Raw genomic sequence first — 21,185 nt, 5'->3', positions numbered from 1 at the left:
TACCGCTCAGCCGGCCATCAGCGCCTTGATGCCATCGGCGACGAACTGTACCGCCAGCGCCGCCAGGATGACGCCGAGCAGGCGGGTCAGGATCGAGCGGCCGGTCTGGCCGAGGATGCGGTCGATGCGTTCCGACAGCACGAACACCAGGTAGGTTATGACGAGGCAGATGAAAATGATGCCGACCAGGGCCGCCTGCGCGGCAAAGCCCTGAAACGAGCCGGAGAGCAGCACCGTCGCTGAAATCGCGCCGGGGCCGGCGATCAGTGGGATCGCCAGCGGGAAGGCGGCGATGTTGTGGATCATGTCCTTGGTGATGGCGACGTCGCCGATCTTCTCCTTGCGATCCTGCCGGCGCTCGAAGACCATTTCGAAGGCGATGAAGAACAGCAGGAACCCGCCGGCGACGCGGAACGCCGGCAGGGTGATGCCGAACACCGACAGGATAGAGGCGCCGGCCAGCGCAAACAGCGCCATCACCAGAAAACCGATGATCGAGGCGCGGACGGAAACTTGGCTGCGCTCCTCGCGGTTCATGCCGCGTGTGACGGCCAGGAACAGCGGCGCCAGGCCGGGCGGATCGATGGTCACGAGAATGGTGACGAAGGCATTGAACAGGCTGTCGAAACTCGGCATCGCTGACCCTCACACCGGGCCAGGCCCGTACCCGCATTGGTAGAGCAAAGCCCGGTCGGTGGGAACTGTCGGAGGGCCGGAGACTTCGATGCGGTATGGCGCACGTCGAAACGGATTCAGGCGACGCGCTTTGTCCGGTGGGCTAAATGTTCATAGGTGATTTGCCAAGGGTCGCTCTCGGAAGGTCTTTCCTCGCCGATCCAATGGAAGCTGTTGGCAGTGATCTCGGTGAAACACCATCGAGTTTGCAGACCGCGCGAGTCATCGCCGATCTGGACAATGTCCTTACCCTCGGCCCGCCCGATCTGGCGCGAGTAATCTTGGTTGAGCGGATCATTCCAGATGATGTGCCAGCCACCGATCCCAGGATCGAAGATGCGCAAAGTCGTGCCATACATAGTGGGCCGCGCAGGGCGCCTGGGCCTGATCCAGATGTCCTGAATCGCGCGGCCTTCGAGCACCCAGCCGAAATGGCATTCTCCGGTCCATTTCTGGATCGTGCCGTCGTCAAGGTGGCGGACCGTGTCCATTTCCCAGCTTCCGATCAGCCATCCATAGAGGTCCATGTCTTTCGCTCGCTCGGCTGTGGGAGCTTCGGATACGAGAGCAGTGAGAAACGAAGAAATCGCCATAGTCACGAGGCCCTTTCGCATCTGGCACATTGGGCGTCGCGGACACCGATCGAGACATGATCGAACATGTTTTCCTCCATTCTTACAATGTATTACAGCCTCATCTTGTCGTCGTTCGCCGTGCCAGGAACTCGACTTCCTGCCGCCATGTCGCACCCTTGTCGTGCGAGCGCTCGCCAAGCCATCGGAAGGAATTCTCCGTGATCCGCGAAAAGCTCCAGCGCACGGAGGAGCCGGTGTCATCGGCGCCGACCTGCACGATGGTGTCGCCGTCGGCGCGGCCGAGCTGGCGGCTGAAATACTGGTTGCGCGGGTCGCTCCAGAAAATGTGCCAAGAGTCCTCCGTGGGATCGTAGAGGCGCAATGTCGTGCCGTAGAACGTCCATTTGCCGAGCGACGGCGAGGGGCCGGCGTCACGCGCGGGCAGGATCCAGACATCCTGGATGGCGCGGCCTTCCAGAACCCAGCCGAAATGCACCTCGCCACGTCCGGTCAGCACCGTGCCGTCCTCGAGATGGCGCGAGGCGTCAAACGTCCAGGCACCCACGAAGCGGCCGTAAAGGTTCAGTTTTTCGGCAAGCCCTTCCATCGGTCCGGGACTGTGCAAGGCTTCGGCAAATGAGGATTGGTCGATCATGGCAGCGGCCTCTTCTTGTCAGGAGACTGCCAAGAATAAGTGCTGGCAGGGTTCTGGGCTTGGGAAAAATTGCTATATTTTGGCGATGACGGCGACCGCGGATACCCTTGCATCCGGACCCGGTTGGCACGTGGCGGATGTAATCTGCACGGCCAGCGCCGGCGATCGGCCATTCGAGGAAGCGCATCGGGATTTCTGTGTTGCGGCCGTCACCAGCGGCTCGTTCCGCTACCGCGCGCAGCAAGGCACGGCAGTGCTCGCGCCAGGCAGCCTCCTGCTCGGCAATTCCGGCACATGCTACGAATGCGGGCACGAGCATGGCAATGGCGACCGTTGCCTCTCCTTCCATTTCGGGTCGGGCTATATGGACCGGATCGTGGCCGACGTGCCGGGCGCCAGGACGCTCAGCTTCGGGGCGCCACGCCTGCCGCCATTGCCGGCCTTGGCGCCGCTGCTGGCCGAGGCGGAAGCCGCGCGCGACATGGCCGACACGGACGCATTCGAGGAACTCGCCCTGCGCGTCGCGGGTGCCGCCGTGGCAACGCTCTCGGGCGACACGAATGGCGGGTGCGATCCAAGCCGCCGCGACCAGAAAAGGGTTGCCGAGGCGGTTCGGCGGATCGAACTGGATGCCGACGGGCCGATCTCGCTTCCGGGGTTGGCGGATGAGACCGCGACCAGTCCCTATCATTTCCTTCGCACCTTCCGGCAGGTCGCCGGCATGACTCCCTATCAGTACCTGCTCAGGACCCGGTTGCATCGCGCGGCGGTGCGATTGCGCACGTCCAACGATGCCATCTCGGCAATTGCTTTCGAGGCCGGCTTCAACGATCTGTCGACGTTCAATCGCCGGTTTCGGCGTGTCATGGGCGAGACGCCGGGCCGCTATCGCGCCAGGCGCGCGGGCTGCGGCTGAAAAGTCGCGTCACACCCGCGGCATCAGTCCATGATCGGCCCGCACCAGCCGGGCAGATAGTCGGCGTCCTTGCCCTTGGCCAGCACGAGCGCGTCCTTCATCGCCTTGTCAAAATTTTTCGCCACCGCGCGCTTGTCGATGCGCCGGCGCAGGAAGTCCGCCCACAGGAATTCGCTGAACGGGGTGATGTCCTTGGCGTAACCGCCCAGCCGGCGCAGTTCGCCCGCCATGCTCCGGTAGGGGTCGTCGACGAGTTCGCCGACGGTCTTTGGCAGAGCGGCATAGTCGCGGCGCTGGCCGTTTTCATCGAACGGATGCATCCAGCCGCGGTTGTCGAGCATGAAAAGGAACGCGTCCTTGTCCAGCGCCGACAGGTCGCTGATCACCGTCACGAGCACATCCTCGACACCTTCCTCGATCAGGGCGCGGGCAAGATGATGGTGATCGGTGACGTAGTTGCGCTTTTTGGGGCCTAACACGACCGGGATCATGTGCTTGCCCAGAAAAGCGCCTGTCTTGGCGGCGCTCTGCGAGCGGATCAGCTGGCGTTTGAGGTCCACCTCGCGCATCCCGACGGTAATTTGCGTTGGCCGCAATTCCTTGACCGGAACCGGGGTCACCAGCGGTTCTCTCAGGACGATCATGGCGCACTCTCCTGGTTTTCCGGCTGGGCGGGGTGCAGAGCCCTGATGGCGGCATCGACACTGTGAAAGATCCGCTGCGGGCCGACGAGGTCGATGATGCCGAACCGCGCAAGGGCTGCCTGGCCACGCACCGACTCCATCCGAGCAATGGCGAATATTGCGCCCGCATTGCGGCAATGGGTGATGGTTTCGATCAATGCCTGGGCGGCGGTGTAGTCGATCTCGACAATGTTACTGGCCTCCAGCACGACGAGTTTCACATCGCCCTTGCCAGCGTCGACCAGATCGCAAAAGCCGCGTTTGAAACGGTCGGCGTTGACGAAGGACAATGGCGCCTGGAACGCCGCGACCAGCACGCCGGGGAGTTGTTCGCCAGTGCTCGGCTTGGCCGGCGGCCACCAGACGGAGGTTCCCGGAACTTGTTCCAGTTCGATCGGCAGCGTCCGGGTGGCGCTCCAGATTCCATGCAGCAGCGAGAGGCCGATGCCGACCGCCACGCCAGTTTCGATGGGCAGCACGACGATGGCCGCCATGGTGATGAGGATCAATGCGAATTCGACCGGCGCCTGCCGGTAGACGCTGGCGAACACCTTCCAGCGCAGAATGTGCTGGGCGACGAACATCAGAACCCCGGCCAGGGCAGCCTGCGGAACATCGGCGAGCAGACCGCCGCCAAAGGCGCCAAGGGCCAGGATGATCGCCGCGGCAATGAGGCTCGAGAATTGCGAGCGGCCGCCCGACTGGGAGGCGATTGCCGTGCGTGGTGGGCTGGCGTTGACGGCGAAGGCGCCGAACAGGCTGGACGCGATGCTGCCGGCGCCGACACCGACGAAATCGCGATTGACGTCGGGCGTGCCGCCCTGCGGGGCGAAGGAACGGGAGGTGGCGGCCGTCTGCACCATGACGACGATGGCGATCAGCAATGCCAGCGGAACGAGCGCCTGCACATCGTCAAGACCGGCAAGCGGCAGACCGGCATGCGGCAGTCCATTGGGCAGGGCGCCAAGCACCTCGACGCCACGATCCTTGAGGCCGAAGACGGCGACCGCCAGTGTGGCGAGCACCATGCCAATCAAGGCGCCGGGAATGCGGGGGCTGATGTGGTCGGCGCCAAGGACGATCGCGAACACGCCAAGGCCGAGCCCGAGGCTCCAAGGATTGGTGAGATGGAGACTGCCGGCAATCTCGCCGATACGTCGTAAGGTTTCACCGCTCTCGGAGGGCAGGCCGAGCAGTCCGGGCATCTGTGAAACGATAATATGGACGGCGATGCCGGCCAGAAATCCTGTGGTGACCGGAACCGACAAAAGATCGGCAACCCAGCCAAGGCGAAGGATGCCGCTCAACGTCAGAATCAGCCCGACCATCAGCGCCAGCATTGCGGCCAGCGCCAGATAGTGCGGCGAACCGGATGCGGCCAGCATGGCGAGGCCGCCGGCAAACAGTGGCGTGATCGTCGAATCCGCGCCCGCCGAAAGGTGGCGATTGGCGCCGAACAGGGCAAACGCCACCGAACCGGCGACAAAGGCGAAAAAGCCGAGCTCGGGAGCAAAACCGCCGAGCCTGGCTGTCGCCATCTGTTCGGGAATAGCGATCGCGGCCAGTGTCACGCCAGCGATCAGGTCACCATTGAGATCCCGGGCCTGCCAGCCGCTCAGCGCCCGGAAAGGCAGCCATAGGCTCCAATTCATGGTGATCGCGGCTTTTGCTTGGGGAGTTGGTCCATTGCCGGCTTTTGCCTTGGTGGCGGCGAAAAGCATAATGGCCATATCGTCGCAATTAGCGGTATCCTTTTGAAATTACCACCGAAAATGACACTGGAAAAGTGCCGTGAACGTTGGAGTTTCGGCCGTGCTTCCTATATAAGCGGGCAGTGATTCCTGATTAGATTGTGATACGATTTGACCGACCAAAAGACACCGCGCGGCGCCGACGGCGGGCCCACCGGCATCGAACCCATCTCCATCATCGAGGAGATGCAGAGTTCTTATCTCTCTTACGCCATGAGCGTGATCGTCAGCCGTGCGTTGCCCGATGTGCGCGATGGCCTGAAGCCGGTGCACCGCCGCATTCTCTATGCTGCGCATGAGAGCGGCTACCACTGGAACCGCAAATATGTGAAATCGGCGCGTCCGGTAGCCGACGTGATGGGTAAATACCATCCGCATGGCGATGCCTCGATCTATGACGCCTTGGTGCGCATGGCGCAGGATTGGTCGCTGCGCGTGCCGCTGATCGACGGACAAGGCAATTTCGGCTCGATCGATGGCGATCCGCCGGCGGCGATGCGCTATACCGAATCGCGCCTGACCAAGGTCGCGCACGAGCTTCTGGAGGATATCGACAAGGACACCGTCGATTTCCAGGACACCTATGATGCTTCGGACACCGAGCCGAAGGTTCTGCCGGCGCGCTTTCCCAATCTGCTGGTCAACGGCTCGGGCGGCATTGCCGTCGGCATGGCCACCAACATCCCACCGCACAATCTCGGTGAAGTCTGCAACGCCGCCATTGCCGTCATCGACAATCCGGCGATCGACCTGCCGGCGCTGATGGAGATCATTCCAGGCCCCGACTTCCCGACCGGCGGCATCGTGCTTGGCCGCTCCGGCATCTATAGCGCCTATTCCACCGGCCGCGGCTCCATCGTCATGCGCGGCAAGGTCAACATCGAACAGCGCGGCAACGACCGCGAATCGATCATCATCACCGAGGTTCCCTACCAGGTGAACAAGGCCTCGATGATCGAGAAGATGGCCGAACTGGTGCGCGACAAGCGCGTCGAGGGTATTTCCGACATCCGCGACGAAAGCGACCGTCAGGGTTATCGCGTCGTCATCGAGCTCAAGCGCGACGCCGTTGCCGACGTTGTCCTCAACCAGCTCTACCGGTTCACGCCGCTGCAGACGTCTTTCGGCGCCAATATGGTGGCGCTAAACGGCGGCAAGCCGGAGCTGCTGAACCTGACCGACATGCTGACGGCCTTCGTCACCTTCCGCGAGGAGGTGATCAGCCGGCGGACAAAGTTCCTGCTCCGCAAGGCGCGCGACCGCGCCCATGTGCTGGTTGGTCTGGCCATCGCCGTCGCCAACATCGATGAAGTGATCAAGCTTATCCGCACCGCGCCGGATCCGCAGACGGCACGCGAGCAGTTGATGGAACGGCGCTGGCCTTCGGGTGACGTTGAATCGCTGATCCTTCTGATCGACGATCCGCGCCACCGCATCAACGAGGACGGCACCTACAATCTGTCCGAGGAACAGGCGCGCGCCATCCTCGAACTGCGTCTGCAGCGCCTGACCGCGCTCGGCCGCGACGAAATCGCCGATGAGTTGAACACGATCGGCGACGAGATCAAGGACTACCTCGACATCCTGTCGTCTCGCGCGCGTATCCAGCAGATCGTCAAGGACGAACTCGCCGCAGTGCGCGACGAGTTCGGCACGCCGCGCCGCACCGAGCTCACCGACGGCGGCGCGGACATGGAAGACGAGGACCTGATCCAGCGCGAGGACATGGTCGTGACGGTGAGCCATTCCGGCTACATCAAGCGCGTGCCGCTTTCGCTGTACCGGGCGCAGCGCCGCGGCGGCAAGGGCCGCTCCGGCATGTCGACCAAGGAAGAGGATTTCGTCACCCGGCTGTTCGTCGCCAACACACACACGCCGGTACTGTTTTTCTCCTCGCGCGGCATCGTCTACAAGGAAAAGGTCTGGCGCCTGCCGATCGGCAACCCGCAGTCACGCGGCAAGGCACTGATCAATATGCTGCCGCTGGAGCAGGGCGAGCGCATCACCACGATCATGCCGTTGCCCGAGGACGAGACGAGCTGGGGCGAACTCGACGTGATGTTCGCCACCACGCGCGGCACCGTGCGCCGCAACAAACTGTCCGACTTCGTACAGGTCAACCGCAACGGCAAGATCGCCATGAAGCTGGAGGAGGAGGGCGACGAAATCCTCGGCGTCGAGACCTGCACCGACAATGACGACGTGCTTCTGACGGCGAATTCGGGCCAGTGCATTCGCTTCTCGGTCGGCGACGTGCGCGTCTTCCAGAGCCGGAACTCCGTCGGCGTGCGCGGCATAACCATGGCCGGGACCGACCGCATCATCTCCATGTCGGTGATAGAGCATGTCAATGCTTCACCGGCGGAACGCGCCGCTTACCTCAAGCGGGCGGCGTCGGAGCGGCGGCTTGCCGCCGAGACGGCTGGAGAGGAAGAAGAGATCGCGCTCACCAATGAGGAGATCGGCGAGGAGACCGAGCTGCCAGACGATCGCTACGAATTCCTCAAGGCGCATGAGCAGTACGTGCTGACCGTGACCGAATATGGTTACGGCAAGCGTTCGTCGTCCTACGATTTCCGCCTGACTGGTCGTGGCGGCAAGGGCATCCGCGCCACCGACGTCTCGAAAACAGCCGAAATCGGCCAGTTGGTGGCAACCTTCCCGGTCGGCAACGACGATCAGATCATGCTTGTGTCGGACGGCGGCACCGTCATTCGGGTGCCGGTCAACGGCATCCGTTTCGCCAGCCGCGCCACCAAGGGCGTGACCATCTTCAACACGGCTGAAGGTGAAAAGGTGGTTTCGGTCGAGCGGATTTCGGAGCCGCAATCGGACGAGGAAACGGAAGAGGCCGTCGAGGGTGGCGTGGAGTCGGATTCGGCGACTGACAGCGGTCCGGATAGCGCCGAATAGTCCCTGGAGCCGGCTTGACTTAGGCCGGCCGATGGCCGGCGTGGCAGCAAGTCGGGACTGACTTAGTAGTGACGATACGGCTTGCGCGAGCCAAAGCCTTCGAAGCGCTTGATGGTTGCCTTGACGCGGATGCGCTGTGCCTCCTGGTGCAGCCCGAATACTGTGGCGATCAGCATGGCGACGGTCATCGCGGTGGCGAGCATGTAGATCAGCATGTGCGTGTTCTCCTGCGCCTTACAAACGGATATATGGGACTTTGGTTTCATCTTATTAAGGGCGGAACCTAGTGAACGCTGCGTGAAGGCTGCGTGATCAGCGTATTCATCTGTCGTTCATGTGCCGGAAAAGGTTCACGGGCCGCCCTGCCAATCGGATTTGCCTTTGTGAGAGAGGCTCGCTAGAAGCTCCCGCATGACCGAACGCATCGCCCTTTATGCCGGCTCCTTCGACCCGCTGACCAACGGCCATCTCGATGTGCTGAAGGCGTCGCTGGCGGTTGCCGACATCGTTTATGCCGCGATCGGCATTCATCCGGGCAAGAAGCCGCTGTTTTCCTTCGAAGAGCGGGTGCGGTTGATCGAAGCCGCCACGAGAGCCGAATTCGGCCGTGACGGCGCCCGCATCAAAGTGGTCGCTTTCGATGGGCTGGTGATCGATGCCGCCAGAAGAGAAGGCGCCTCGATCATGATCCGCGGTCTGCGCGACGGCACCGATCTCGACTACGAGATGCAGATGGCCGGCATGAACGAAACCATGGCGCCTGAGTTGCAGACGGTTTTCCTGCCAGCCAGCCCATCGGTGCGCACCATTACCGCCACACTTGTGCGCCAGATAGCCTCGATGGGTGGCGACATCCGCCCCTTCGTGCCGGCGGCCGTGGCCGGTGCGCTCACCGCAAAATTCGCGAAATAAGCCCGGAGAAGATCCTCATGCAGCTCAAAAGGCTCGCCTCATTCCTTGTTGTGCTCGCCGGTCTCTTGACCGCGTCCGTTTCCGCCCATGCCGCCGATCCGGAAAACACCATGATCATCACCCTGAAAGATGGCGACGTGACTGTCGCTCTGCGCCCCGACCTGGCGCCCAAGCATGTCGCGCAGATCAAGAAGCTGGTGCGCGATCATGCCTATGACAATGTTGCTTTTCATCGTGTTATCGACGGCTTCATGGCGCAGACCGGCGACGTCAAGTTCGGCAACATGAATAAGGGTTTCAATGCCCAGGCCGTCGGCACCGGCGGCTCGGACCTGCCCGACCTGCAGGCCGAATTCTCGCAGACCGAGCATTACAAGCGTGGCGTGGTCGGCATGGCCCGTTCGCAGGATCCGAATTCCGCCAATTCGCAGTTCTTCATCATGTTCGCACCGGCACCGCCGCTCGATGGCCAGTACACAATCGTCGGCAATGTCGTCAGCGGCATGGAACTGGTGGACAAGATCAAGAAGGGCGACGAGGCGGACAATGGCACGGTCACCGATCCCGACCGCATGATCAAAGTGCGCATCGCCGCCGACAAATAATTCAATTTTTCAAAAGGATATCTGACATGGCCGAGATCAAGGACCGCGAGAACGCGCTCATCATGGAAACGACCAAGGGCAAGGTCGTCATCGAACTGTTTCCCGATTTGGCCCCCGGCCATGTCGCCCGCATCAAGGAACTGGCCCGCGAAGGCGCCTATGACGGCGTCGTCTTCCATCGCGTCATCGAAGGTTTCATGGCGCAGACCGGCGACGTCAAGTTCGGCAATTCGAGCAAGCCTTCGTTTGCGCCATCGCGCGCCGGCATGGGCGGCTCTGAAAAGCCTGACCTGAAGGCTGAATTCTCCAACGCGAACCACGGCCGCGGCACCTGCTCGATGGCCCGTTCGCAGAACCCGAACTCGGCCAACTCGCAGTTCTTCATCTGCTTCGACGAGGCCGCGTTCCTCAACCGCCAGTACACGGTTTGGGGCCAGGTCATCGAAGGCATGGACAATGTCGACAAGATCAAGCACGGCGAGCCGGTGCAGGATCCCGACAAGATCGTGTCGCTGAAGGTCGCGGCCGACGTCAAGTAAGGCGAAACGACAATGATGGGCGTCGTCTGGTCGCTTCTCGGCATCCTGTCCGGCGCCTTCATTGCCATTCAGGCGCCGATCAACTCGCAGCTTGCGCGCGGCCTGGGTCTCCCGGTCGCGGCCGCCGCGTTTTCGTTCCTGTCGGGTGCGATCGTACTCGGCATCATCTCCGTCACGGTGGTGAAGCTGCAAGAGATTTCGCTCGACTGGAAGGCGCCGGCACCCTGGTTGTTCGTCGCCGGCGGCATGCTCGGCGGCTTCTACGTCACGCTTTCAACTATCCTGACGCCGCGCATTGGTGCGGCCGCCCTGATGGCGTTCCTGGTGGCCGGTCAGTTGATCGCCGGCATGCTCATCGACCGCGTCGGCTTCCTTGGCGTCGCTGTGCGCGAAATCTCGCTCGGCCGGATCGCCGGCGCCGTGCTTCTGCTGGTCGGAGCGCTGCTCGTTCGGCTCTACTGATGCGCGTCGACCTCTTTGATTTCGACCTGCCGGAGGAGCGCATCGCGCTTCGCCCGGCAGAGCCGCGCGACAGCGCCAAAATGCTCGTCATCGAGCCGGGCAAGGGGCTGGAGGACCGGACGGTTGGCGATCTGCCGTCCTTGCTCCGCACCGGCGACGTGCTGGTCTTCAACGACACCAAGGTCATTCCAGCGCAGCTGAAAGGGATCAGGCGGCGCGGCGAGGCGGTGGCGCAGGTCGAGGCCACGCTGCACATGCGCAAGGCTCCAGACCGTTGGCTGGCGTTCATGCGGCCGGGAAAGCGCATCGCCGCCGGCGACCGCATCCATTTTGGCCATGACGGCAATTCCTGTTTCCTCGGCCAGCTCGATGCCACGGTGATCGAGAAGGGCGAGGGCGGCGAAGCGCTGCTCGGCTTTGATCTATCCGGTCCCTTCCTCGACGAGGCGCTGCACGCGGTCGGCCACATTCCGCTGCCGCCCTACATCGCCTCGAAGCGCGATGACGACGAGCGCGACCGTTCCGACTACCAGACCATCTATGCCAGGGAAGAAGGTGCCGTTGCCGCGCCTACCGCTGGCCTGCATTTCACGCCGGAGCTTTTTACGGCGCTGGACGCCAAGGGCATCGAGCGCCGCTTCGTCACCTTACATGTGGGCGCCGGTACGTTCCTGCCGGTGAAGGCTGACGACACCGCCGACCACAAGATGCATGCCGAGATCGGCTCGGTCAGCCCGGCGACCGCCGATGCGCTCAATGCCGCGAAAGCAAGGGGCGGGCGCATCATTGCCGTGGGTACGACTTCGCTGCGCCTGCTCGAGAGTGCGGCGCGTGAAGACGGCACGCTGGCGCCATGGTCAGGTCCGACCGACATCTTCATCACGCCCGGCTACCGCTTTCGCGCCGCCGACATGCTGATGACCAATTTCCATCTGCCGCGTTCGACGCTGTTCATGCTGGTTTCGGCCTTCAGCGGCCTCGACACGATGCGTGCCGCCTATGCGCATGCCATAACGAACCGCTACAGGTTCTACTCCTATGGCGACGCAAGCCTGCTTTACCAAGCGGAGATGAGCGATGGACGATGATCTGCAAACCCTCGATCGCGAAAGCCTGATCGCGGAAGTGAAAAAGCTGCGCGCCGGCATTCGCGCACACCGCGACACCACAGGCCACGATCTGTGCTGGCATCACCCCGATCTGTGGGACCTGCTGCCTGAGAAGACCGAGCGGTCGATCGCTGTGCCCCCCTGGCCCAAATTCATGCGCGGCTGCATCCGATATCGCCAATCGCTCGACAGGCAGGCGCCGGATGCGCCGGTCCACGACAAGGAATTCAATGGCTGAGACGTTCACCTTCAAGGTGCTGGCGACTGATGGCAAGGCGCGGCGCGGCCTGATCGACATGCCGCGCGGCGAAATCCGCACACCGGCCTTCATGCCGGTCGGCACCGGTGGCACGGTCAAGGCCATGTACATGGACCAGGTGCGAGGCGTTGGCGCCGACATCATCCTTGGCAACACCTATCACCTGATGCTGCGGCCCGGGGCCGAGCGCGTGGCGCGGCTCGGCGGTCTGCACGAATTCGCCCGCTGGCCGCACCCGATCCTGACCGACAGCGGCGGATTCCAGGTGATGTCGCTGTCGAAGCTGAGGAAGCTGACCGAGAAAGGCGTCACCTTCCGTTCGCACATCGATGGCGCGGCTTATGAAATGTCACCGGAGCGCTCCATAGAAATTCAAGGATTGCTCGATTCCGACATCCAGATGCAGCTCGACGAATGCACGGCGCTGCCCGCCGAGATGAAAGAGATCGAGCGCGCCATGGAATTGTCGCTGCGCTGGGCGGAGCGCTGCAAGACGGCGTTCGGCGACCAGCCGGGCAAGGCGATGTTCGGCATCGTGCAGGGTGGTGACAACGCGGCGCTCAGGGTGCGCTCGGCACAGGCGCTGAGCGCGATGAACCTGAAGGGCTATGCCGTCGGCGGCCTGGCCGTCGGCGAGCCGCAAGCAGTGATGCTCGACATGCTCGACATCACGTGCCCGGAACTGCCTGATAACAAGCCGCGCTATCTCATGGGCGTGGGAACGCCGGACGATATCCTCAAATCGGTGGCGCGCGGCATCGACATGTTCGACTGCGTGATGCCGACGCGAGCCGGCCGGCATGGTCTTGCCTATACCAGGCGCGGCAAGGTCAATCTGCGCAACGCCCGCCACGCCGACGATCCGCGCCCGCTCGACGAAGAGAGCGATTGCCCCGCGGCGCGCGCCTATTCGCGCGCCTATCTGCACCATCTGGTGCGCTCGCAGGAGGCGCTCGGGGCGATGCTGCTGACCTGGAACAACCTTTCCTACTACCAGAAGCTGATGCAGGACATCCGGGCCGCGATCGAGGCGGGCAGCTTCGAGGCTCGCGGCGCCGAGATCAGCGAAGGCTGGGCGAGAGGCGACATCCCGGCGTTGTAGCGCACCGACGCCGCAGCGTTCAGGTGCTCAGCGAATTCGACGCGCGCAGGCTGCAGCCGGTGATCTGGAACGTGCCGTCGGGCTGTTGCTGCAGCGTGTAGACCGCCTCGTAGTCCTTGCCGTCGGGGCCGACGATCAGCACTTGCTGGATGATCAAACCCGGGCCGGTCTCCTCGACCTTGCCGAAGGAATAGGACTGTGGCTGGCGCACCGGTGGGTAGCCGTTGGTCACCATGTTCATGAAGGCATCGACGGTCGGGAAGACCTGCTTCACGTTCGGGGCGGCGAAGCTATAGGCCTTGGCGCCGTCATTGGCGATGAGGGCCTTCAATTGACCGTCGATGACGGCCTGACCAGCCTTGATCTCGGCGTCGCCGGCAAGCGCCTGGGAAGCCAGCATGAGCGAAACGAACGTGAATGCAAAAATGGCGCGACGCATGGCCTGTCTCCACCGTTCCCGAAACGCCGCCTGCAGAAAAGCTGTTGCGGGAGGCATCCTAACATACGGGTGACGGCGCTTCACGGTTTCAGCGGGCGGCAATATTCGTCCCGCCGCGGCGAATTCCTACGCGTAAGCTTCCTCTAAGGCGGGGCGCTCATGGTGGACCCTGAGGGAGAGAGCATGCTGCGCGAGGCCGCGGCCAAGGCAGGCGCCGGCTAAGTGCGCATTCCAACGCTTGAAAGGCCGCCTCCAGTCTGCCAGAAGGGCCGCTGGACCTGGAAGTTAGCGGGACGAAGCCATGAAGGCGTTTTTCGTGCAGATCAAATGCGAGCTGGGCAAATCCTATGAGGTTGCCAGCGCGCTTGCCGACGCCGAGATCGCCTCGGAAATCTACTCCACCGCCGGCAATTACGATCTGCTCGCCAAATTCTATGTCGATGATGAGGAAGATGTCGGTCATTTCGTCAACGAGAAGGTGCAGATTCTTCCCGGCATCAAGGACACGTTCACCGTCGTCACCTTCCGCGCCTTCTAGCAGCGCGGGGCATTTGCCCGGGCATGAGGCAGAGCCTGATCAAGCTCATATTTCAGCTGCCTCAATTTTAGGCAGCCGCAACATACTGATCGTCCGGATCTCCCAAATCACCGATTGCGCTTGATTTTCTCCAACGACGCCAGTGAAATGGCGTCACAGGGGAGTATGCGATTGGCAGCGTTCGATGAAATGCTTCCGGAGGTTTCCGGACTTAGACGACCGTATTCGGCTTACGATCGCTGGCTGAAGGAGCAGGATCCAGCCAGACTTACCGAAAAGATGCAGGACGCCGAACGCGTCTTCCGCAAGACCGGCATCACGTTTGCTGTTTATGGCGAGCAGGAAGCATCCGAGCGGCTGATCCCGTTCGATATCGTTCCCCGCATCATTTCAGGCAATGAGTGGCGTCGCCTGACGCAAGGCATCGAGCAGCGCGTACAGGCGCTGAACGCCTTCCTCGACGACATCTACCATCGCCAGGAAATCCTTCGCGCCGGCCGCGTTCCCAGGGACCTGATCGCCAGGAACGAGGCATTCCTGCCGGAAATGATCGGCGTGCGGCCGCCGGCCGGGGTCTATACCCACATCATCGGCGTCGACATCGTGCGTATCAGCGAGGACGAGTTCTATGTGCTGGAGGACAATGCGCGCACACCGTCCGGTGTCTCCTACATGCTGGAGAACCGCGAAACGATGATGCAGCTGTTCCCCGAGCTGTTCCAGAAGATCAAGGTGCGACCGGTGGAGAATTATCCGCAGCTTCTGCGCCAGTCGTTGGCGGCGGTGCGGCCGCAGAACACCAAGGGTGCGCCGACCATTGCGGTGCTGACGCCCGGCAGTTTCAATTCCGCCTATTTCGAACACGCCTTCCTCGCCGATCAGATGGGTGTGCAGCTGGTGGAGGGGCAGGATCTGCGCGTCGTCGATGGCCATGTCGCGATGCGCACGACCGAAGGCTACAAGCAGATCGACGTTCTTTACCGCCGCGTCGATGATTCTTTCCTGGACCCGCTGACCTTCAGGCCGGATTCAGCTCTCGGCATACCCGGCATCATGGATGTCTACCGCGCTGGTAACATCACCATCGCCAACGCACCGGGAACCGGCATCGCCGACGACAAGGCGATCTATTCCTACATGCCCGAGATCGTCGAATTCTACACCGGCCGCAAGGCAATCCTCGGCAACATCCCGACCTGGCGCTGTTCGGAGCCGGACAGCCTGAAATATGTGCTCGAGCATATCCATGAGCTGGTTATCAAGGAAGTGCATGGTTCCGGCGGCTACGGCATGCTTGTCGGCCCGGCCGCGACCAAGAAGGAATGTCAGGATTTTGCCAAGAAGCTGCAGGCCAAACCGTCTAATTACATCGCCCAGCCGACGCTCGCCCTCTCGACCTGTCCGATCCTGACTGAAAAGGGCCTGGCGCCGCGCCACGTCGACTTGCGGCCTTATGTTTTGGTTTCCGATCGCATCCAGATCGTGCCCGGCGGGCTGACGCGCGTTGCGCTGAAGGAAGGCTCACTGGTGGTGAATTCGTCGCAGGGCGGCGGGACGAAGGATACGTGGGTGCTGGATGATTAATGAGCGAATAGGGAGTAGCGAATAGCGAGTAGGGTAGAGAAAAGGGGGACGAGACGACGATAAATTCTTACAGAGACCTGATTGTTTGGAAAGTGGCCGTTGACTTGGCGGTAGATTGCTATTCGGCAACGAAGGCCTTTCCAAACAGTGAAGTCTACGGAATGACCTCACAAATACGCCGGTCGTCCGTATCGATTGCCGCGAATATTGCCGAAGGACATGGGCGAGAAAATACCGGCTCATTCATTCAGTTTCTACGTATCGCTCAGGGATCCCTGAAAGAGTTGGAAACGCACCTAATCGTGTCAGGAAAAATAGGTTTGATGGTCGAAGTCGAGGTTGCGCGTTTGCTCAAACAAGCCGACGAGATAGGGAAGATGCTGCATTCCATGATCAGGAGCCTGCAGCAAAGAACATGAAGCTAATTTTCCCCTATTCGCTATTCGCTACTCGCTATTCGCTCATCGGAGCACATTGACATGCTTCTCGGCCGCACCGCCAACGGGCTCTACTGGATGAACCGCTATATCGAGCGGGCCGAAAACATGGCGCGGCTGGTCGACGCCGGCCTGCGTATGGCACTCACTCGCACCCAGAGCGCCTCGGAGGAGTGGAACTCCGTGCTGCTCAGCGCCGGCTCCGACGTCGCCTTCAAGCAGAAATACCCGGACTATACCGCGGCCAATGTCTCCGACTTCCTTTTGCGCGACACGTCGAACCCATCGAGCACGATGTCGTCGATCGAAACGGCCCGCAACAATGCGCGCATGGTGCGCACCGCGCTGACGCGCGAGACGTGGGAGAGCATCAACGAAGCCTGGATGGCGCTGAAACGGATGCTGGCGAGGCCGATCGACGAGCGCGACCTGCCCACCGTGCTCGATGCGATCAAGCGTGAGACCGCACTGATCCGCGGCTCGTTCTACGGCACCATGCTGCGCAACGAGATTTTCGACTTCTCGCAGCTCGGCACCTATGTCGAACGCGCCGACAACACCGCGCGCATCCTTGACGTGAAATACTACGTGCTGCTGCCATCGATCTCCTGGGTCGGCTCGACGCTCGACAACTATCAGTGGGAATCGATCCTGCGCTCGGTGTCGGCGCATCGCTCCTACCGCTGGGTCTATGACGCCGACTACAAGCCGACCAATATCGCGGACTACCTGATCCTCAACGTCCGCATGCCGCGATCGCTGACCTTCTGCTACCGCTTCCTGGCAGAGCATCTGAAGTTTCTCTCCGACGACTATGGCGAGCGCCATGCGTGTCACGCAACGGCGGAAAAAACGCAGGCGATGCTGAGGGCAGGGTCGATCAAGGATATATTCGACGCCGGCCTGCACGAGTTCCTGGCCGGGTTCATCCGCGACAACACCAGGCTCGGCGACGAGATCGCGCAAGACTACAGGTTTTATTGAAACATGATCCCGAACCGAAGGACCGCGTCAGCGAAAGGTGGGTACCAGCTTTCGCCAGGGATCATGCACTCGAACGGAAGATGGCGATGCGGCTGAAAATCACGCACCGGACAGAATACCGCTACGACGCACCGGTGCAGTATTTGCTCCAGAGGCTACGGCTGCTTCCCATGAGCGGGCCGACCCAGACCGTGCTGTCCTGGGCGCTGAAGGTCGAGGGCGCGCGCGAGGAAGTGCGATTTACCGACCATTACGGCAATGATAGCAGGCTGTTGAGCGTCGAGGGTGATCACGACTTCATCACAGTCGAAGCGTTGGGCGAGGTGGTGACGCGCGATACATCAGGTGTTAGCGGGCCTCATCAAGGCTTCGCGCCACTCTGGTTGTTCGCGCAGGAGACCGCTTTGACCACCATAGGCGGCGGCATCCGTGATCTTGCCGAGGCGCTCGGCAAGGGCACCGACCTTGACAGGCTGCACCGGCTGATGGCCGCCATCGGCGAGCGCGTCGCCTACACGCCGGGAACCACCAATGCGACGACTCCGGCCGAAGAGGCATTGATGCTGAAGACCGGGGTTTGCCAGGATCATAGCCACATCTTTGCCGCCGCCGCACGCGCCATGGGATTTCCGGCCCGCTATGTTAGCGGCTATCTGATGATGGATGCGGCGGTGGAGCAGGCGGCGAGCCACGCCTGGGCCGAAGCCCATGTCGCGGGCCTCGGCTGGGTTGCCTTCGATCCCGCCAATGGTATTTCTCCCGACGAACGCTATGTGAAGGTGGCCACCGGCCGCGATTACCGTGACGCTTCGCCGGTGTCGGGAATTCGACTGGGACAGGCGGAAGAACTGCTTGCGGTCACCGTCACGGTAGAGCAGTAATCCCCCAGGGATTACTGCTCAAGAGATTCCATGACCTATTGCGTCGGCCTCAAGATCGATCGCGGGCTCGTGTTCATGTCGGACACGCGCACCAATGCCGGGATGGATTCTATCTCGACCTTCAAGAAGATGCACGTCTGGGAGCAGCCGGGCGAGCGCGTCATCGTTTTGATGTCGGCCGGCAATCTGGCGACGACGCAGGCCGTGGTCAGCCTGCTCGACGAACGCACCAAGGCGGTGACCGACCGCCACGAGAAGCTGCTCGAAACGCCATCCATGTACCAGACGGTGCGGCTGGTCGGGGACACGGTCAAGGAAGTGATCGCGCAATCATCACCCGCGGGCGAGAAAGCCGATTCCTATTTCAATGCCTCCTTCATCCTCGGGGGGCAGATCAAGGGCAGCCCGCCGCGCCTGTTCATGATCTATCCCGAAGGCAATTTCATCGAATCGACTGACGACACGCCGTTCTTTCAGATCGGGGAAACCAAATACGGCAAGCCGATCATCATCCGCGCTTACGAAAAGACGATGAGCCTCGCCGAGACGGTCAAACTCCTGCTGGTGTCGTTCGATTCGACGCTGAAGTCGAACCTGTCGGTCGGCTTGCCGCTCGACCTGCTTTTCCTGGAACAGGGCGCCTTTCAGGTTGGTCTGAAAAAGCGGATCGCCCAGGACGACCAGTATTACCGCACGATCTCCGACGGATGGTCGAATGCCCTGAAGACGGCGTTCGCCAGCCTGCCGGACTTTCCTGGCTAGTCCGCATATCTCGCCGTTCGCGAAAGCCGGCGCATCGCCGGCGGCGAAAGATCATGTCGGGAGGACAAGATGAACAATGATGATTTCCGGCAATGGTCGCAACGTGCCGCTGATTGGGGCGCCGATTATCGCAACAATCTGCGTGAGCGACCGGTGCGGCCACTGGTCGAGCCGGGCGACATTTTCAGGGGCATCGAGGCGTCGCCACCCGAAGACGCGGAGCCGATGGACAGGATTTTCGCCGACTTCGAAGAGAAGATCGTGCCGGGGATGACGCATTGGCAGCACCCGCGCTTCTTCGCCTATTTTCCGGCCAACGCGGCGCCCGTCTCGGTGGTGGCTGAATACCTGGTGTCGGCGATGGCCGCGCAATGCATGCTTTGGCAGACGTCGCCGGCGGCGACCGAGCTTGAAACGCGGACCGTCGACTGGATGCGCCAGGCGCTCGGCCTGCCGGAGGGTTTCTCCGGCGTCATCCAGGATTCGGCCTCGTCGGCGACACTCAACGCGGTGTTGACCATGCGCGAGCGGGCGCTGGACTGGCAAGGCAACAAAAAAGGATTGGCTGGGCAGGGGCGGTTGCGCATCTATTCCTCCGACCAGGTGCACACTTCGATCGATCGGGCGATCTGGGTGTCAGGGATAGGCGAGGACAATCTCGTGCGCATTCCGGTCGCCGGCCGTTTTCGCGCCATGGAAGCGGCCGCACTCGAAGCGGCAATCGTCGACGACCGCGAGGCCGGCATGCTACCCGCCGGTATCATCGCCAGCGTCGGCGGCACCAGTACCGGCGGCACGGACGATATTGCAGCGGTTGCGGACATTGCTAGGCGGCAGGGGCTCTACCTGCATGTCGATGCCGCCTGGGCCGGGTCGGCGATGATCTGCCCGGAATTTCGCCATTTCTGGGCAGGCGCCGAGTTGGCTGATTCCATCGTCTTCAACCCGCACAAATGGCTGGGCGCGCAGTTCGATTGCTCGATGCAGTTCATCCGGCATCCGGAAGATCTGGTTCGTACGCTGGCGATCAAGCCCGAATTCCTCAAGACACATGGCCGCGACGGCATCATCAACTATTCCGAATGGTCGGTGCCGCTTGGTCGACGCTTCCGGGCGCTGAAGCTTTGGTTTCTGCTGCGCGCCCATGGACTGGAAAACCTGCGAACCATGATCCGCAACCATGTCGCCTGGAGCGAAGGCCTTGCGCTGCGTCTGGCAAGGGAGGCGGATTTCGAAATCGTCAGCGAGCCGATGCTGTCGCTGTTTTCGTTCCGGCACAAGGCTGCATCGGGCGCCGATGCCGACGAGCACAATCTGCGGCTGGTCAATGCGATCAACGACGATGGCCGCATCTACCTGACGCAAACGAAAGTCGATGGGAGGGTGGCGATCCGCTTCCAGGTCGGTCAGTTCGATGCCACGGCAGAGGACGTCGACGCCGCTTTCACCGTCATCACCGAAATAGCGCGTGCCATGGCCTGAAAAGGCTGGGTCAAGGTCGCGCCGAGGTTCACCCGTACAATCATCGGATTTCGTTAGCCGGCTTGCGCCTTTTCATCGGTTTCGTTTTCGATTATAAGCAAGAAAAACGAAAACGGGAGGTCGCCCATGTATCTATCGCCACGCCATGCCGAAATCATCCAGATGGCCAAGGATCATGGTCGCGTGCTGGTCGATGATCTGGCCACGCATTTCAACGTGACGCCGCAGACCATACGCAAGGACCTCAACGATTTGTGCGACCAGCGGCTGCTTTCGCGCATCCATGGCGGCGCCTTGTTCCCGTCTGGTATCGAGAACATGGAGTATGAAGCCAGGCGCAAGATCGCGGCCGACGAGAAGGAAGCGATTGGCCGCGCGGCGGCCAGGTTGATCCCCGACAACGCCTCGCTCTTCATCAACATCGGCACCACGACGGAGGCGGTCAGCAAGGCGCTGCTCGATCATGACGGCCTGATGGTCATCACCAATAACATCAATGTTGCCAATAGGATGCGAATCTACCCGTCGATCGAGGTGGTGATTGCGGGCGGAGTGGTGCGCGGCTCGGACGGGGGTGTCGTCGGCGAGGCGGCGGTCGATTTCATCAGGCAGTTCAAGGTCGATTATGCTGTCATCGGCGCCTCGGCCATCGATCATGATGGCGCCTTGCTCGATTTCGATTTTCGCGAGGTGAAGGTGGCGCAAGCGATTATCGCCAATGCTAGGCATGTCATCCTTGTATCCGACCAGACCAAATTCGAGCGTACGGCACCTGTGCGCATCGGTCACCTGTCGCAGGTCAACACCTTCATCACCGATCGCTGCGATATCGCTTCGGTACGCAAGATCTGCCAGGAGGCCGAGGTTCAGCTGATCGAGACATCGCTTGGCTGAGATGATTCACGGTCTTCTCGCAGGTGTG

The 21,185-nt window shown here is 61.7% G+C and carries 24 protein-coding genes; 17 read left to right on the top strand and 7 right to left on the bottom strand.

Annotated elements, in window-relative coordinates; all coding sequences use genetic code 11:
- Window positions 1-6: 6 nt before the first annotated feature.
- The 3 genes from O7A70_RS11070 to O7A70_RS11060 all read right to left on the bottom strand — a co-directional run bounded on the left by O7A70_RS11070 (window position 7) and on the right by O7A70_RS11060 (window position 1,905).
- Window positions 7-636: a MarC family protein gene (locus O7A70_RS11070; protein WP_337140411.1), complete on the bottom strand. Its 630-nt coding sequence runs from the start codon at window positions 634-636 to the stop codon at window positions 7-9.
- Between the two features lie 116 nt (window positions 637-752).
- Complete coding sequence (locus O7A70_RS11065) at window positions 753-1,202, bottom strand: hypothetical protein (RefSeq protein ID WP_337140410.1); 450 nt, start codon at window positions 1,200-1,202, stop codon at window positions 753-755.
- A gap of 166 nt (window positions 1,203-1,368) precedes the next feature.
- Entirely contained in the window at window positions 1,369-1,905 is a 537-nt protein-coding gene (locus O7A70_RS11060) for a hypothetical protein (protein ID WP_337140409.1), read from the bottom strand.
- An 85-nt stretch (window positions 1,906-1,990) separates the two neighbouring features.
- Between O7A70_RS11060 and O7A70_RS11055 the strand changes: the two genes are divergently transcribed.
- Window positions 1,991-2,821, top strand: coding sequence for a helix-turn-helix transcriptional regulator (locus O7A70_RS11055; protein ID WP_337140408.1), 831 nt, complete (start codon window positions 1,991-1,993; stop codon window positions 2,819-2,821).
- A gap of 23 nt (window positions 2,822-2,844) precedes the next feature.
- On the opposite strand, the gene O7A70_RS11050 is transcribed toward O7A70_RS11055, so the two are convergent.
- Together O7A70_RS11050 and O7A70_RS11045 are read right to left on the bottom strand one after the other, a co-directional pair.
- Complete coding sequence (locus tag O7A70_RS11050) at window positions 2,845-3,465, bottom strand: ParB-like protein (protein WP_337140407.1); 621 nt, start codon at window positions 3,463-3,465, stop codon at window positions 2,845-2,847.
- Window positions 3,462-5,156, bottom strand: coding sequence for a SulP family inorganic anion transporter (locus O7A70_RS11045; RefSeq protein ID WP_337140564.1), 1,695 nt, complete (start codon window positions 5,154-5,156; stop codon window positions 3,462-3,464). Before O7A70_RS11045 ends, O7A70_RS11050 begins: the two co-directional genes overlap by 4 nt.
- A 210-nt stretch (window positions 5,157-5,366) precedes the next feature.
- Between O7A70_RS11045 and gyrA the strand changes: the two genes are divergently transcribed.
- A complete protein-coding gene (gyrA, locus tag O7A70_RS11040; protein ID WP_337140406.1) occupies window positions 5,367-8,168 on the top strand; it encodes a DNA gyrase subunit A in 2,802 nt (933 codons plus the stop codon).
- Between the two features lie 62 nt (window positions 8,169-8,230).
- Here gyrA and O7A70_RS11035 read toward each other — a convergent pair whose 3' ends face one another.
- Window positions 8,231-8,383: a hypothetical protein gene (locus tag O7A70_RS11035; protein ID WP_337140405.1), complete on the bottom strand. Its 153-nt coding sequence runs from the start codon at window positions 8,381-8,383 to the stop codon at window positions 8,231-8,233.
- A 196-nt stretch (window positions 8,384-8,579) separates the two neighbouring features.
- Between O7A70_RS11035 and coaD the strand changes: the two genes are divergently transcribed.
- The 7 genes from coaD (at window position 8,580) to tgt (ending at window position 13,156) form a co-directional block, all read left to right on the top strand.
- Window positions 8,580-9,080: a pantetheine-phosphate adenylyltransferase gene (gene coaD, locus O7A70_RS11030; RefSeq protein WP_337140404.1), complete on the top strand. Its 501-nt coding sequence runs from the start codon at window positions 8,580-8,582 to the stop codon at window positions 9,078-9,080.
- Between the two features lie 110 nt (window positions 9,081-9,190).
- Window positions 9,191-9,685, top strand: a complete 495-nt coding sequence (locus O7A70_RS11025) for a peptidylprolyl isomerase (RefSeq protein ID WP_442921180.1) — start codon at window positions 9,191-9,193, stop codon at window positions 9,683-9,685.
- Between the two features lie 26 nt (window positions 9,686-9,711).
- Window positions 9,712-10,224 (top strand): peptidylprolyl isomerase, encoded by a 513-nt coding sequence (locus tag O7A70_RS11020; protein ID WP_337140402.1) that lies wholly within the window; start codon window positions 9,712-9,714, stop codon window positions 10,222-10,224.
- A 12-nt stretch (window positions 10,225-10,236) separates the two neighbouring features.
- Window positions 10,237-10,686 carry a DMT family transporter gene (locus O7A70_RS11015; protein WP_337140401.1) on the top strand — a complete coding sequence of 150 codons (450 nt, stop codon included), beginning with the start codon at window positions 10,237-10,239 and terminating at the stop codon, window positions 10,684-10,686.
- Complete coding sequence (queA, locus tag O7A70_RS11010) at window positions 10,686-11,774, top strand: tRNA preQ1(34) S-adenosylmethionine ribosyltransferase-isomerase QueA (protein WP_337140400.1); 1,089 nt, start codon at window positions 10,686-10,688, stop codon at window positions 11,772-11,774. The genes O7A70_RS11015 and queA overlap by 1 nt, the downstream gene beginning before the upstream one ends.
- Entirely contained in the window at window positions 11,764-12,033 is a 270-nt protein-coding gene (locus tag O7A70_RS11005; protein WP_337140399.1) for a hypothetical protein, read from the top strand. The genes queA and O7A70_RS11005 overlap by 11 nt, the downstream gene beginning before the upstream one ends.
- A complete protein-coding gene (gene tgt, locus O7A70_RS11000) occupies window positions 12,026-13,156 on the top strand; it encodes a tRNA guanosine(34) transglycosylase Tgt (RefSeq protein WP_337140398.1) in 1,131 nt (376 codons plus the stop codon). The genes O7A70_RS11005 and tgt overlap by 8 nt, the downstream gene beginning before the upstream one ends.
- Before the next feature lie 19 nt (window positions 13,157-13,175).
- Here the strand turns inward: tgt and O7A70_RS10995 are convergent, their stop codons facing one another.
- Window positions 13,176-13,595, bottom strand: a complete 420-nt coding sequence (locus O7A70_RS10995) for a DUF4864 domain-containing protein (protein WP_337140397.1) — start codon at window positions 13,593-13,595, stop codon at window positions 13,176-13,178.
- A 301-nt stretch (window positions 13,596-13,896) separates the two neighbouring features.
- Between O7A70_RS10995 and O7A70_RS10990 the strand changes: the two genes are divergently transcribed.
- From O7A70_RS10990 to O7A70_RS10955, 8 genes are all read left to right on the top strand, one after another.
- Entirely contained in the window at window positions 13,897-14,133 is a 237-nt protein-coding gene (locus O7A70_RS10990) for an Lrp/AsnC family transcriptional regulator (protein ID WP_010909609.1), read from the top strand.
- Between the two features lie 171 nt (window positions 14,134-14,304).
- Entirely contained in the window at window positions 14,305-15,717 is a 1,413-nt protein-coding gene (locus O7A70_RS10985) for a circularly permuted type 2 ATP-grasp protein (RefSeq protein WP_181166272.1), read from the top strand.
- Between the two features lie 59 nt (window positions 15,718-15,776).
- Window positions 15,777-16,136, top strand: coding sequence for a four helix bundle protein (locus O7A70_RS10980; protein ID WP_337140563.1), 360 nt, complete (start codon window positions 15,777-15,779; stop codon window positions 16,134-16,136).
- Window positions 16,137-16,196: 60 nt separating this feature from the next.
- Window positions 16,197-17,138, top strand: a complete 942-nt coding sequence (locus O7A70_RS10975; protein WP_140503757.1) for an alpha-E domain-containing protein — start codon at window positions 16,197-16,199, stop codon at window positions 17,136-17,138.
- Window positions 17,139-17,224: 86 nt separating this feature from the next.
- Entirely contained in the window at window positions 17,225-18,019 is a 795-nt protein-coding gene (locus O7A70_RS10970; RefSeq protein ID WP_027144962.1) for a transglutaminase family protein, read from the top strand.
- 30 nt (window positions 18,020-18,049) lie between these two features.
- Window positions 18,050-18,781, top strand: coding sequence for a peptidase (locus O7A70_RS10965; RefSeq protein ID WP_027144963.1), 732 nt, complete (start codon window positions 18,050-18,052; stop codon window positions 18,779-18,781).
- A 69-nt stretch (window positions 18,782-18,850) separates the two neighbouring features.
- Window positions 18,851-20,263 (top strand): pyridoxal phosphate-dependent decarboxylase family protein, encoded by a 1,413-nt coding sequence (locus O7A70_RS10960; protein WP_337140395.1) that lies wholly within the window; start codon window positions 18,851-18,853, stop codon window positions 20,261-20,263.
- 126 nt (window positions 20,264-20,389) lie between these two features.
- Window positions 20,390-21,157 (top strand): DeoR/GlpR family DNA-binding transcription regulator, encoded by a 768-nt coding sequence (locus O7A70_RS10955; RefSeq protein WP_027144964.1) that lies wholly within the window; start codon window positions 20,390-20,392, stop codon window positions 21,155-21,157.
- The last annotated feature ends 28 nt before the right edge of the window (window positions 21,158-21,185 follow it).

Origin of the sequence: Mesorhizobium sp. Cs1299R1N1 (genome assembly GCF_037179655.1) — a bacterium.
GTDB lineage: Bacteria > Pseudomonadota > Alphaproteobacteria > Rhizobiales > Rhizobiaceae > Mesorhizobium > Mesorhizobium salmacidum.
This window is presented reverse-complemented; position numbering and strand designations above follow the sequence as displayed.